14 protein-coding genes are annotated in these 13,804 nt (G+C 44.0%); 2 read left to right on the top strand and 12 right to left on the bottom strand.

Going from position 1 to position 13,804, the window contains the following annotated elements; genetic code table 11:
• Positions 1–58: 58 nt before the first annotated feature.
• From ON01_RS03560 to ON01_RS03530, 7 genes are all read right to left on the bottom strand, one after another.
• Complete coding sequence (locus ON01_RS03560) at positions 59–334, bottom strand: GNAT family N-acetyltransferase (RefSeq protein WP_010529636.1); 276 nt, start codon at positions 332–334, stop codon at positions 59–61.
• A gap of 67 nt (positions 335–401) precedes the next feature.
• Complete coding sequence (cyoE, locus tag ON01_RS03555) at positions 402–1,337, bottom strand: heme o synthase (protein ID WP_010529635.1); 936 nt, start codon at positions 1,335–1,337, stop codon at positions 402–404.
• A 268-nt stretch (positions 1,338–1,605) separates the two neighbouring features.
• Positions 1,606–2,364, bottom strand: coding sequence for a GNAT family N-acetyltransferase (locus ON01_RS03550; protein ID WP_010529634.1), 759 nt, complete (start codon positions 2,362–2,364; stop codon positions 1,606–1,608).
• A gap of 122 nt (positions 2,365–2,486) precedes the next feature.
• Positions 2,487–3,422, bottom strand: coding sequence for a glycine betaine ABC transporter substrate-binding protein (locus ON01_RS03545; protein WP_010529633.1), 936 nt, complete (start codon positions 3,420–3,422; stop codon positions 2,487–2,489).
• Positions 3,423–3,451: 29 nt separating this feature from the next.
• Positions 3,452–4,171 carry a cysteine hydrolase family protein gene (locus ON01_RS03540; protein ID WP_245544971.1) on the bottom strand — a complete coding sequence of 240 codons (720 nt, stop codon included), beginning with the start codon at positions 4,169–4,171 and terminating at the stop codon, positions 3,452–3,454.
• Positions 4,098–4,661 (bottom strand): GbsR/MarR family transcriptional regulator, encoded by a 564-nt coding sequence (locus ON01_RS03535; protein ID WP_010529631.1) that lies wholly within the window; start codon positions 4,659–4,661, stop codon positions 4,098–4,100. The genes ON01_RS03540 and ON01_RS03535 overlap by 74 nt, the downstream gene beginning before the upstream one ends.
• Positions 4,662–4,922: 261 nt before the next feature.
• Positions 4,923–6,182 carry a YeeE/YedE family protein gene (locus ON01_RS03530; protein WP_010529630.1) on the bottom strand — a complete coding sequence of 420 codons (1,260 nt, stop codon included), beginning with the start codon at positions 6,180–6,182 and terminating at the stop codon, positions 4,923–4,925.
• Positions 6,183–6,348: 166 nt separating this feature from the next.
• Here ON01_RS03530 and ON01_RS19815 point away from each other — a divergent pair, with 166 nt between their 5' ends.
• The gene (locus ON01_RS19815) at positions 6,349–6,624 is read left to right on the top strand and encodes a phospholipase (protein ID WP_083838338.1); all 276 of its coding nucleotides are present in this window, start codon (positions 6,349–6,351) and stop codon (positions 6,622–6,624) included.
• A 142-nt stretch (positions 6,625–6,766) separates the two neighbouring features.
• Entirely contained in the window at positions 6,767–7,000 is a 234-nt protein-coding gene (locus ON01_RS03520; protein ID WP_010529628.1) for a hexameric tyrosine-coordinated heme protein, read from the top strand.
• 194 nt (positions 7,001–7,194) lie between these two features.
• On the opposite strand, the gene ON01_RS03515 is transcribed toward ON01_RS03520, so the two are convergent.
• The 5 genes from ON01_RS03515 to gatA form a co-directional block, all read right to left on the bottom strand.
• Entirely contained in the window at positions 7,195–8,166 is a 972-nt protein-coding gene (locus tag ON01_RS03515) for a tRNA dihydrouridine synthase (RefSeq protein WP_010529627.1), read from the bottom strand.
• Between the two features lie 129 nt (positions 8,167–8,295).
• Complete coding sequence (rlmD, locus tag ON01_RS03510; protein WP_010529626.1) at positions 8,296–9,681, bottom strand: 23S rRNA (uracil(1939)-C(5))-methyltransferase RlmD; 1,386 nt, start codon at positions 9,679–9,681, stop codon at positions 8,296–8,298.
• Positions 9,682–9,774: 93 nt separating this feature from the next.
• Positions 9,775–10,686 (bottom strand): diacylglycerol kinase, encoded by a 912-nt coding sequence (locus tag ON01_RS03505; protein WP_010529625.1) that lies wholly within the window; start codon positions 10,684–10,686, stop codon positions 9,775–9,777.
• 217 nt (positions 10,687–10,903) lie between these two features.
• Positions 10,904–12,334: an Asp-tRNA(Asn)/Glu-tRNA(Gln) amidotransferase subunit GatB gene (gene gatB, locus ON01_RS03500; protein ID WP_010529624.1), complete on the bottom strand. Its 1,431-nt coding sequence runs from the start codon at positions 12,332–12,334 to the stop codon at positions 10,904–10,906.
• Positions 12,331–13,800: an Asp-tRNA(Asn)/Glu-tRNA(Gln) amidotransferase subunit GatA gene (gene gatA, locus ON01_RS03495; protein ID WP_010529623.1), complete on the bottom strand. Its 1,470-nt coding sequence runs from the start codon at positions 13,798–13,800 to the stop codon at positions 12,331–12,333. The genes gatB and gatA overlap by 4 nt, the downstream gene beginning before the upstream one ends.
• Positions 13,801–13,804 lie beyond the last annotated feature (4 nt).

Genomic DNA, 13,804 nt, shown 5'->3' with positions numbered 1-13,804 from the left:
TATTAAAAAAACCAGGGCATTGTAACCCTGGCACATTATGCTATGGGACGGTATCTTATTAGGCGAGTACGTCGTGGTATTCAGATGTTTCCTCTATTTTCTTCCTGGTATAAGGGCATGTCGGGTCGATTTTCTTTCCTTCGCTGCGTGCATGTTCGACCATTCTTTCAACAAGCTTGCCGCCGATGCCCTCACCGCGGAGTTCTTCGGAAACATACGTATGATCGACATTCAGCTCATGCTCGCCTATTTCCTTAAATGTAATCTCTGCTTTCGGGTTTTGCTCATCGTCGCCGATATAAAACTTGTGGTCACCTTTTTTGATATCTGCCATAAAGATTACCTCCTGAATAGTTTTACTATACTAATTCCCAATTTATCTGAGCCTTAATCTTTCAGCATTATCCAAACCATGGGCCCGTGGCGATGATGGCAGCGACAAAAATAATCATTAAATAGTTTACCGATACCATAAACATTTTATCCGCCCATTTTCGTGTGTCTTTGGCAAACAGACCGCTGAACGCCAGGGCAAAATATCCAACGTTAAGCAGAGTTGCAATAACAACAAATGCTGTTCCAAGCGAAAACAGATAAAACGGCAACGGCAAAAGACATGCTATATAAACTACCATCTGACGTTTCGTGATTGCCATGCCATAAATAACTGGCAGCATCGCGACGTTAGCCGCTTTGTACTCATCGTACTTGCGGATGGCAATCGCAAATGTGTGCGGCATCTGCCAAATAAAAATAATCAGTGCCAGTACAATTGGAACAATATTAGATGCTGGTGCAAGGGCAGCCCAGCCTATTAACGGTGTCACTGCACCTGAAATGCTGCCGATGACCGTGTTCAAGGTATAACGGCGCTTGGACCACATCGTGTACAGCACAACATAAGTGAACCAGCCGATAAGCGCATAAATGACGGCTTCAAGTGTCGTAAAAGCCAACATAACTAAACCAATAATGCTTGTCCCAAGTCCAATCCACAGGACGGTCCGAAGCCCGATGTTGCCGGTAACCGTCGGCCGTGTTTTTGTCCTGTCCATCACAGTATCAATATCGACATCGTACCAGTTATTAATGACAAGTGCTCCGCCCATCACGAGCGTACTGCCAATTATCGTCAGTAAGAAAATGCCAAAGTTTGCTGCAAAAGAAGCTTCCGTAAAATAGACGGCAAGCCAAAATCCTGCAAATATCGGTACAGCATTAGCAATAAGCACCGGTAATTTAAACAGTGATTTCAGATCCACCGCAATTGATGTTTGGTTTTCTTTCTCTGATGTAATACCGCCTATATCTGATGAGGTGACAATTTGCCTGCTCATCCTCTTCATCCTTTCAGTTGACATAAAATGAAACTTCATTCAGTGGAAAGCTTTTCCCCATTGAATGCTAGTTGAACCAATCGGGCATTAGATGCAACATAACCGATAAAAAATATCTCTTTATATATTGTAAAAGTTTAGTGCCGTTTTTGTAAGCAGAATGAACTATATAGCTTCAGTATGCTACTTTTATGGAAAGTCATTCACCATAGGACACAATAGGTATTATATCATGTTTCAGTCACGTATGCCCGACTTCACAAAAATGTCATTCCTCGTCAATCCGCTGAACCTCATATTTAAACCCTAGATACTGATAATTTTGCCGCTGATACATCTCCCGTGCTGTGTCCTGGCCGTCAGCTACCAAGATAACCGTCCGGTCATAAAATCTGTCCATGACAAACCGCTGCAGACTGCCGCCGATTCCTTTTCGCTGCAATTCCTCCTGGACAGCCAGGTCATCAATTTCAACGAACTCATCTGAGAGAATCACATTCATCGTTCCGGCAGGCTCCCCTTGATAGTAAGCAATCACCTTCATGTTGTTCTTATCAGCAAACTGCTTTTGACTCAGTTTTACCTTTTCATTGGCAAACGATTCCCCGTTTTGCCTGTCAGTTTCATACTGCAGGCTGATGAAATCATTGTAATTGTGCTCAGTTACTTCCTCAACCCGGATTTCTGTATTTACCTGCTGGAAAGGAAAATCATTTGGCTGAATGGCATATAACTCCATAAACCCAATATCATAGCCATTATCTTCAAAATACTTCTGCAATCCAGGGCCCGTTTTTTCATTTTCCGGAAATTCAAATTTTAAATGTGTCTGATTATACTTCTGATGAAATTCTTTTAAAAATATCTCTGTCTGTTGGAATTCTGCCAGCGAGGGCATTAGTTTAAAGTCTATAAAATTACTATCATATCTGATCAACATTTCCGGATAATGATAATGCCTGTATTGTTCGTTTTCTGCTATTACACCGCCTATAATCTCGATGTCCCGAAAAGTTGGTTTCTTCATTTGTATTCCCCTTCTGTTATGAAAACTGTCTTATGCAAACTTTATTATATCAGAAAAGCAGAAACCTGTTTGTCTCGGTTTCTGCTTTTTCAATGGCTATTCATTTTTAGCTTATAAATGGATTATTCCTTAGTGCCTTTCATCCATTCATCAACGGCTTCCTGATTGTTATTCACCCATTCTTCAGCTGCTTTGGCAGGATCCATTCCATCGTTTATTTTTACCATGACTTCTCCGATTTGATCTTTTGACCACTTAAACTGATCAAGTATTTTGTGTGCTTTCGGAGCGTCTTCATCCAGGTCTTTCCGGACAATGGTATTGATATTGTCAGGATCACCGTAAATATTTTTTGGGTCCTCAAGATACTTCAGATCATATTCCGAGAATGTCCAGTGCGGGGACCAGAGTGTGACGATAATCGGCTCTTTATTTTCAATAGCTTCGCCTAATGATGAGGCCATAGCCGGAGAAGAGCTCGCTTGCAATGTCCAATCATCTAACCCATACTCTGGCATGACTTCCTCTTTTGTCAGTTCCATTTGACCGGCACCGGGTTCAATCCCTGTAATCGTATATTCTGTTTTATCACCGATCGAATTTTTGTTTTCTTTCAGGTCTTCGATTGAGTTAATATCCATATATTCAGGCACAACAAGTCCAAGCGGTGCTCCTTCCAAATTTGGTCCAAGATGCACCAGGTCCTCTTTATACTTTTCCCAGTAGCTCGCGTCTGTATGGGGCAGCCATACGCTTATTGTTGCATCAGCCGAACCATCAGAAACACTTGTATACATTGCACCGGAATTAACCTGCTTCAAGGTAACGTCGTAGCCGGCTTCTTCCAGTACGACTTCCATGACATGGTTGCTGGCTGTCGCCGACGCCCATGCAACGTAAGGAATTGTCAGTTCTTTTTGCCCAAGTTCCACTCCACTGTCGCTATTTGACCCTTCGTCTGAGGCTTCATTCTCTTCACTGCTGCCACCACATGCTGACAGAACCATCAATAACAAAATTATTGCAGTAATACTTAGTCGTTTCATGCTCTTTAACACTGTTTTCCTCCTTTGCGATAAAACAATATTTATCTGTTCAACCCATGAAACATCTGACGCATAATTTCGGGTGTGAACTGCAGCTGATCGGGATACGTTGCTTCCCAGTTCGCGTATGATTCACCATTTAATTTCCTGATCATTTCAGACGTATCAAATATGGCGAGATCATAGACCCAGTTGGCCATAATCATGATCGATGCCATATGTGCACCTTCATTCGTAGCGCCGCAAATATCTTTCACCAAATTCACCTGATAATCCCGAAAGTAAGCATCAAACACAGACGTCATCAAGCAGCCGTCTGTGACAAATCCGCCCATAATCAAATGTTTGATTCCCATATTCCTGAGCATCAGATCTAAACTTGTATCATAAAAGCTGCTCCAGCGGTATTTATCAATGATAATGTCGTCTTTTTCAGGCTTGATCTGGTCCTTGATCTCTACCGCATCGGTCCCGTTATTGTAAAATACCGGTTTGTCCTCTTCGGTCAAAGGTTCCTCATTTGAAAGACCGATTTTATCCTCACGGTTAATATGCCGGGTGTATATGATCGGGATGCCCATTTTCCGACATTCGGCAATCAGTTTTTCTGTATTATTTACTACGGTATTCACGCCCTCAATACCGAATTCGCTTTCTTTTTGCACATCGATTAATACGAGTGCAGTATTAGTCTTGTCCAGCGCTGTCACCCCCTTTGTATTTTGGAAAATGGTTAAATATCTCCCTTGACTCCATGGCATTAGCCAATCGGAGCGTCCAGTCAAAGTATGTCATGGTTTGCTCGATATCCTGGAGATCACCTTGGGCCATCTCTTTCGCTTCTTCAGAATCACCATTCACTGCGATATCTTTAAGAGTACCTTCAACCTGCTCGTTGGCTCTTGAAATGATGTTCCTCTCTTGTCGCAGCATTTTGGTGAAGAAGGCAAAGAAATTCTTGAAGAAATCTTTTTCAGCAATATAATGATCTTTTCGGTCGCCTTTTTTCCAGACTTTGATCACCATTTCGGTATCCAGAAGATCACGCAAGCCTGTGCTGACACTTCCTTTACTCATGGCAACCTGATCTTTAATGTCGTCAAGATTAAGCGGTTTGTCCGCAAAGTAAAGAACACCATAAATTCTTCCCACGGATGGTGTGACACCATAAATCACCATCGTCTGAGCGATTGCGCTGATCAAAATATCCCTGGACTCTTCAATTTTTTGGATATCATCATTCGCTTCCATAAATCCACCTTCCTTTCTTTAATCAGTTCAATCTATTCGATTTGTTTAATTTGTTTTGAACAGTTAAATCAAATTATACAAAACGATACTGATTCTGTCAAATTGCAGTCTGCGTTACTGACTGTTGATATATACAGAAAAAACCGGCTCTGTAGTAGAGCCGGTCCTGAATAGAGATTTCTTAGGTTTGGCTGTTGCTGTAAGGACTGTTGTTAGTTAGCCTAAAGCGGATTCGAAACAACGATTTTTAAGAAAACTGTTTTAACAAAACGAGTCTTTTGGTTTTGGAACGGATAATCCGAACTTAGGTCTGAGATACAGCGCTAAGAATGTTCCGGCAAGGGCCATGATGCCCCATATATAGCCGTGCAGGCTGAATGATGAGATGCCACCGAAGTACGCACCGATATTGCAGCCAAATGCCAGTCGGGCACCATACCCCATCAGCAGCCCGCCAATAACTGATGCAGCTGCGTTTTTGCCGGTAATCTTTGAAAATTTGAAAAGACCGCCGGCTGCCGATGCAAGAAACGCACCAAGAATAACACCAAAGTTGAGAACAGTTGTGGAATCAGCAAAAATTGATGATTCCAATGCAGCCGCGTTCGCACCTTGCCAGTATCCCCAGCTGGCCACGTCAACTCCAAAGAATTGTGCAACCTTGGAACCCCATAGAGCAAAGGCTGATGTAATGCCCCATGGTGTACCGCGTGTCATTAACGTCAGGGCGTTCAGCAATGCTAATACAATCGCCGCTGCGAACAATGGCCATGAACCGCGGAAAATGCGTTTCCACCCTGCTTCAGTTGGTTTAGGTGCCATTTTCGGTGGCTGTTTCTTTTTCTCCACGACCAGCGTAATCCAGGCAATCAGGCCAAACAATACAATCGATAATAGCCAGGCACCGCCATAGCCAAACCCTGTCGATGTTGCCAGTGAAACGGGTTCAAATGACGGCAGATCTTCTGTCCAGAAAGGTAAGTGATATGCTCCAATCGTTGCACCGACAATAAAGAATAATAGCGTGATAAACATGACAGAGCGCCCACCGCCTACCGCGTAAAGCGTTCCAGATGCACAGCCGCCACCCAACTGCATACCGACACCAAACATAAAGGCACCAACTAAAAGACTGACGCCTACCGGTGACACATAACCAGAGACACCGCCGCCAAAAAATGAGTATCCAAAAGCCAGAATCGGTGCAAATAACGTAACGGCCACCGCCAGCATTAACATGTGCGACCTTAGGGCCTTCCCGTTTCCAACTGATGCCAGCCTGCGGAATGCCGATGTAAAACCAAAACGGGCATGGAATAATGTATACCCAAGCAAAAGACCGATCACAAGGAGTAATGACTGTACACTATCCTGTGTTGCCATAAGATAAACCAGCAGAATCGCCCCAACAATCAGACCTCCAATGATCAATGGCATTTGCGGTTTATTTAAATCAGTACCTTTTAGCTGTACTGGATCTTTCACTTCATCTATCGGCTGAACTTTTGCAGATGAATCCATTTAAAAAGACATCCTTTCCCTATCATTTTAGTAGGGTTTATCATATATCATAATAAAGGCTGATTGGTTTTGTGTCAAAATTTTTTTATTAGGTGTTAAAACAGACCTCCGCACCGCCGCAGACATACGATATTGTAATATAACCGAAAAGAAAAGGAGAATTGAGATGCCACAGTATAAAAAGTCGCACCCTGGCTTTTGCGTTTTCCCAGGATACCGATACTGCGGTCCAGGATGCAGCGGACCAGGTGCACCAATTAATGCAGTTGATGTTGCCTGCAGAGCGCATGATGAATGTTTGCAAAAAGGGGGATCACCATGCTTTTGCGACCAGCAATTTCTTCAGCATCTCCGCCCGCTGATAAACCCTTATACGCAAGAAGGTAGGCATGCGAGGACAATTTACAATGTCATGAGGATTGCAGCGCGTTTCAGGTGTTAAAGTAATAAGTGATCAGAATGGATTTCAGTTTGTCTGTGCCCTGTATCCCACATAGCCATGAATTCAATACTTTTAAATTATGAACTTTCCATTTAAATGGGCATATATTATATATGAGGTAATCATAAGGGAGATGAAATCCATGGAAAAATGGCTTAGAAGTTTAAAAACTAAAACACCTCAAGAGGGATTTGAATTAGCCATTACACTTGCACAGAAGGGAGTACAATATACACAGCCATCTGAAAAGATCAGGAAAAAATTGCGTCCTAAATACTCACAGAATGCAAAGAGTCTAATATCAGCTTCACAAGTAATTGCAATAAATTTTCAAACCATAGCTGCTGCGAATAATTATTGGGAAAGACAACGTTAATTATTCAATTTGCTATCATGGTGTCCAGGTACCTATACCGCTTTAATACGTAAACGTCAATAATCTCTGTCTGAAAACAGGGAAGGATTAACCAAACAAAGACATGAAAAAAGATATTTCTTACCTGAAACGTCTTTTGTTCATGTCTTTAGTCATTCATTATGGGAAATAGATTATCGTCTTGACATACAGCATTAATTCCTATTCTTTCCCTCAAAGTTATCGAGTAATGCACGCACTTCATCAGTTGACTCTGTATTCATCAACTGGTTTCTTAATTCACTCGCCCCTCGATACTCGCGGACATATATCTTAAAAAAACGACGAAGCGGTTTGAATGGACGTGGCTCAAATTCTTGTGAATAGTTATCATGAAGATCAAGATGTAACCTTAAGAGATCAAGCAATTCCTTACTGTTATGATCTTTCGGCTCCTTTTCAAAGGCAAATGGATTTTTAAAAACACCACGCCCAATCATAACCCCGTCAACACCGTATTGATGGGCGAGCTCAGATCCGGTTTGACGGTCAGGGATATCCCCATTGATTGTCAAAAGTGTATCTGGCGCCACATGATCACGAAGTTTCTTGATCTCCGGAATCAGTTCCCAATGCGCGTCCACTTTGCTCATTTCCTTTTTCGTACGCAGATGAATGGAAAGATTGACGATGTCCTGTTCCAATAAATGTGTCAGCCAGTCATGCCATTCATCTACATTCGTGTAACCAAGCCTCGTCTTCACACTTACGGGCAATCCTCCTGCTTTTGCTGCTTGTATAATATCTGCTGCAACATCCGGACGACGGATAAGACCGCAGCCCTTCCCTTTGGGTGCCACATTGGGGGCAGGACAGCCCATATTGATATCCACACCCTGAAAGCCAAGACCCGCCATACCAATACTCATTTGCCGGAAATATTCAGGCTTATCTCCCCATATATGGGCCACCATTGGCTGTTCATCTTCTGTAAAAGTCAAACGCCCGCGTACACTATGGATCCCCTCTGGGTGACAATAACTCTCTGTGTTTGTAAACTCTGTAAAAAACACATCAGGTCTGGCGGCTTCACTCACTACATGGCGAAAAACAACATGTGTCACATCTTCCATTGGCGCCAGTACAAAAAACGGACGTGGTAAATGACGCCAAAAATTATCTTTCATTTCCAAATTTAAAATCCTCTCATCATGAAAACAAATATTTCTCTGCTTCTTTTACACTTATACCATGCTTGAGCTCTTTTTATCAAACTGACAGGAAATGCTTATTTAACCGGGAAGTTTATATTTTAATTAGACAGCTTCCCTCTTCAGCCAGCACACCGATTCAACATGATGTGTCTGCGGGAACATATCAACCGGCTGGACTTCCTGTGTGACATAGCCGCCGTCTTCCAGAATGCGCAAATCCCGCGCCAATGTTGACGGGTTGCATGAAACATATACGATCCGCTTCGGCTCCATGCCCAGCATAGCCTTCAGCAGCTCCTCGTCGCAGCCTTTCCGCGGCGGATCCACGACAACCACGTCCGGACGCAATCCCTGAGCCGTCCACCACGGCATGACTTTTTCTGCTTCGCCGACATAAAACGCGGCATTGGTGAACCCATTCAGTTTGGCATTTTTCTTGGCATCATCAACGGCTTCCGGGACGACTTCTACCCCGTAAACCTTTTTAGCCTCCTGCGCCATAAATAACGAAATTGTACCAATACCGCAGTAAGCATCGACGACCGTATCATTGCCGCCGATCCTGGCATACTCCAATGCTTTATCATATAACTTCTTCGTCTGGGGCGGGTTGACCTGGTAAAAGGATTTGGCGGAAATAGCAAATTTAATGTCGCCGATCGTGTCATAAATATAGTCTTCTCCCCAAATCGCTTTGGATTTTTTGCCCCAAATGGAATTTGTCTTTCGATCATTAATATTATGAACGATCGATTTAATATGCGGGTAAGTATTGATCAGTTCCTTGACCAGCTCATCCTGATGCGGGATGTCGGGTGTCCGGGTAATGATGACAATCATTGTATCCTTTGTCACTTCACCTGTGCGAACGACAATGTGCCTTAACACACCGGTATCATTCTGTTCATCATAGGCAGAAATGCCAAACCGGTCAGCTATCCTGCGTACCGCTTCTACCATGCGATCATTTAGTTCATCCTGGATATTGCACGTTTCCATTCCATCAATGATCCGGTGGCTGCGTTTTTGGTAGAAACCAGTTTTCAGTTCACCGTCTTCTTTTTCCCCGACAGGCATCTGCACTTTATTGCGGTAACGCCAAGGATCTTCCATACGAATGATCGGATGAACCGGCACGTCTTCCAGGTGGGCGATTTTTCGCATCGCATTCTTAACTTGTTCCTGCTTCATATCGAGCTGCATATCATAGCTCATATGCTGTAGCTGACATCCGCCGCATTTGTAATACACATCACATGGCGGTTCAACACGCTCTTCGCTGGATTTAGTCACATTGAGCAGTTTCCCGAACCCAAAGTTCTTATTGACTTTAACGACCTTCACTTCGCCTTCTTCACCCGGCAGCGCATAAGGGACAAATAATGGATAGCCATTGATTTTCCCGACACCGCTCCCTTCATGGGTCAAATCTTCAAATTGGAGTGTGATGGTCTGATTCTTCTTTACTGGTGCTGCTTGTTTCGCCATTGATATCTTCCTTTTCGTACATTTATGTGATTCTAATCCTACCATATCCTTGGTGTAAATTAAAAAGACTGCCATTGAAAGCAGTCTTCCTGATTATCCTTCGTCATCTTTTTCGATAAATTTATCCGGTACAAAGAATTCGATATGCTGCTGCAAATTCGTAAATTCACCAGGGAGCAGCCCGCCGTATTCACCGTCTATGTTCAGCTGCATCTTATCATCCGTTTCAACGCTAATATGTTTAGCCTGCGTATACAGGATCCGTTTATCCTCGAGATGGGCACCCCTCACGGCCAGACTGGCAATGCGGACAAACTCGGCCAAATTCATTTTCTTTAAAATTAACAAGTCAAAATAGCCATCATCCAGACGTGCATCAGGGGCCAGCTTTTCAAAACCACCGACAGAGTTGGTATTGGATACGAGAAACAGCATAATATCTTCATCCAGGACATGACCGTCGTATTTAATACGTGCCCGGGTCGGCTTTACAGACGGAAGCATCTCCATACCCTTCACATAATAAGCTAAATGCCCGATCATTGTTTTCAGCTTGCTTGGTACTTCATATGTGAGTTCTGTCAGCTTGCCGCCCCCGGCGATGTTCATGAAATAGTGTTCATTTACACGGCCAATGTCCAGAAGCATTGACTGGCCTTCCAAAATAATATCTATTGCTTTTCCAATGTCCCGGGGGATGCACAGAGCCCTTGCAAAATCATTGGTCGTTCCGGTCGGGATGATTCCGAGTTTTGGACGGTTCTCCTGCTCCGCCAAACCATTAATGACCTCACTGATTGTACCGTCGCCGCCTGCTGCAACAACAAGATCAAAGTGTCGTTCAACAGCAACTTTGGCTGCATCTGTGGCATCGCCCTCTGCTGTGGTGGCATGTGCTGAGGTTTCAAATCCGGCGACTTCAAACCGTTCCAATACAGTGGCCAGTTCCCTTTTAAACGCTTCCCGCCCGGATGTCGGATTATATATAACGCGGGCTTTCTTCATGTTACTCCCCCTCAAATAACGCAAATCAATTTTTGAACCTAAAATCTATCATAGCCCTTTTTGATCAGATTGAAAAGTCATTGACCGAAAATGATGGACTACTGCCATAAATGACAGTAGTCCTGGAATACGTATATGGCGTTCTGTTCGTCCCGGCAGTACAGACAGAAACCTGGTGTTTTGTTTAGCGTTTTTCCTTATTTAGCGCTTCAACTTTTTACCGCTTATCAATCTCTTGCTGCAGGATCTTGTTGACCATTGGCGGGTTCGCTTGGCCTTTGGTTACCTTCATAACCTGGCCGACAAGATATTTGATGGCACGGTCTTTTCCGTTTTTATAGTCAATGATCGATTGTTCATTTTCATCGAGCACTTTCGTGATGATTTCAGTCAGCTGACCTTCGTCGGAAATTTGTACAAGGCCTTTTTCTTTAACAATTTTCTCCGGATCACCGCCGTTTTCTACTAGTTCTGCGAAAACTTTCTTGGCAATCTTGGATGAAATCGTACCGTCCTCGATCAGCTTAATCATAGTAGCCAATGCTTCCGGCGTCAAAGCTAATTCGTTCAACTCTTTGTAATGCTTATTCATATACGCCAATACATCACCCATCAGCCAATTGGAAGCTTGCTTGATATCGGCACCATGATTGACCGCCTCTTCAAAGAAATCGGCCATTTCCTTGGAACTGGTCAAAACTGCAGCATCGTATTCAGGCAGCTCTAATTCATTGATATAGCGCTGTTTTCGGGTATCAGGCAATTCAGGGATTTCAGCACGGATGCGCTCTTTCCATTCCTCATCAATATAGAGTGGCACAAGGTCCGGCTCAGGGAAATAACGGTAATCATCAGATCCCTCTTTAACACGCATCAGGATGGTTTCTTTCGTTTTTTCATCGTAGCGGCGTGTTTCCTGCAGGATTTCGCCGCCTGATAGGAGTTCTTTCTCCTGACGTTTCTCTTCGAATTCCAGACCTTTTTGCACGAATGAGAATGAGTTCAGGTTTTTCAGCTCCGTTTTGACACCGAATTCTTCCTGCCCGATAGGACGGATGGAAAGATTCGCATCACACCGCAGTGATCCTTCCTCCATCTTACAATCAGAAACTCCGGTATACTGAATGATATTTTTTAACTTTTCCAGATAGGCGTACGCCTCTTCGGGTGTACGAATATCCGGTTCCGAAACAATTTCAATCAGCGGTGTGCCCTGACGGTTAAAGTCAACCAGCGAATGACCATCATCCTGGTGGGTCAGCTTGCCGGCATCCTCTTCCATATGCAGGCGAGTAATCCCGATCCGCTTCTTCTCACCGTTTACCTCAATCTCAATCCAGCCGTTCTCGCCGATTGGCTGATCAAATTGGGAAATCTGGTAAGCTTTCGGGTTGTCCGGGTAGAAGTAGTTTTTCCGGTCAAATTTTGTATTGGTTGCAATGTCACAGTTCAATGCCAGTGCCGCTTTCATCGCATAATTGACCGCCTCTTCGTTCAATACCGGCAGCACCCCTGGATAGCCGAGGTCAATCGGGTTGATGTTCGAGTTAGGCTCATCGCCAAAAGCGTTGGGACTTGGACTGAAAATTTTCGATTCTGTTTTTAGCTCGACGTGTACTTCAAGTCCGATTATCGTTTCAAAGTTCATGATTTGGCACCTCCCAATTGAGGCCGTTTTGTATGATGATCAGTTGCTTGCTCATATGCATGGGCCGCGCGATAAACGGTACCTTCAGCAAATGCGTTGCCGATGATTTGCAGGCCGATTGGCAGTCCTTCTTCAGAAAAACCGCATGGCACTGAAATCCCCGGAACACCAGCCAGGTTAACTGGAATTGTGAGAATATCGTTGGCATACATGGTCAATGGATCATCAATTTTTTCGCCGACCTTAAAGGCAGGCGTTGGTGCAGTTGGTCCGATTACGACATCATAATCCTTTAGAATATTATCAAAGTCATTTTTGATTAGTGTCCGTACTTTCTGGGCTTTTTTATAATAGGCATCATAATAACCGGAGCTCAGTGCGAACGTTCCGAGCATAATCCGGCGTTTGACTTCATCCCCGAATCCTTCGCTGCGGGAATAAGTAAACATATCCATCATATTATCTGCCTTGTCCGAGCGCACTCCATAGCGGACACCGTCAAAGCGGGCCAAATTGGCAGAGGCTTCGGATGATGCAAGCAGATAGTATGCTGCGACAGCATATTTGGAATGCGGCAGAGAAACTTCTTCCCACTCAGCACCAAGTGATTCATAAACTTTCAAGGCACTCATGACTGCCTCTTTTACTTCCGGTGCGACACCTTCAGCAAGATATTCTTTTGGAACGGCAATTTTCATTCCTTTGACGTCGCCCGTCAGCTTATCCGTATAAGAAGGCACATCAACATCAGCACTTGTTGAATCCATTTTATCGTGGCCTGAAATAATCTCCAGAATGCGTGCGTTGTCTTCCACACTGCGGGTAATTGGCCCAATCTGGTCGAGCGATGATGCAAATGCGACAAGGCCAAAACGAGACACCCGTCCATATGTTGGCTTCATACCAACAACACCACAGAACGATGCAGGCTGACGTATTGAACCGCCTGTGTCTGAACCAAGAGAAAACAGCACTTCACCGGCAGCTACCGATGCTGCCGATCCGCCGCTTGACCCGCCCGGTACATAGTCCGTATTCCACGGATTGCGGGTTGGGGTATAACTGGTATTTTCCGTTGAGGATCCCATGGCGAATTCGTCCATGTTCAATTTCCCGACCGTAACGGTTTTTTCTGTGTTCAGCTTTTCGACAACCGTTGCATTATAGAGCGGATCATCAAAGTTTTTCAGGAACTGGCTGCCGCATGTGGTCCGCAGACCTTTGGTGACAATATTGTCTTTAATGCCGGCCGGAATAGCAAATAACTGCGCATTTTCATCTGGTGCGGCATCCAGCTGTTTTGCCTGGCTGCGGGCCTGTTCTTCATCGAGTGTCAAAAATGCCTTAACCTGGTCATCGACTTCATGAATGCGATTATATGAAGCATCAACCAGGTCTTCAGCCGAAATTTCCTTTTTATGTAACATACCTTCCAATTGTTTGATACTGTGGTCAAATAGTGACATCTAT

The sequence above is a fragment of the Lentibacillus jeotgali genome, from assembly GCF_000224785.1.
In the GTDB taxonomy this organism is placed as follows: Bacteria; Bacillota; Bacilli; order Bacillales; family Amphibacillaceae; genus Lentibacillus; species Lentibacillus jeotgali.
This window is presented reverse-complemented; position numbering and strand designations above follow the sequence as displayed.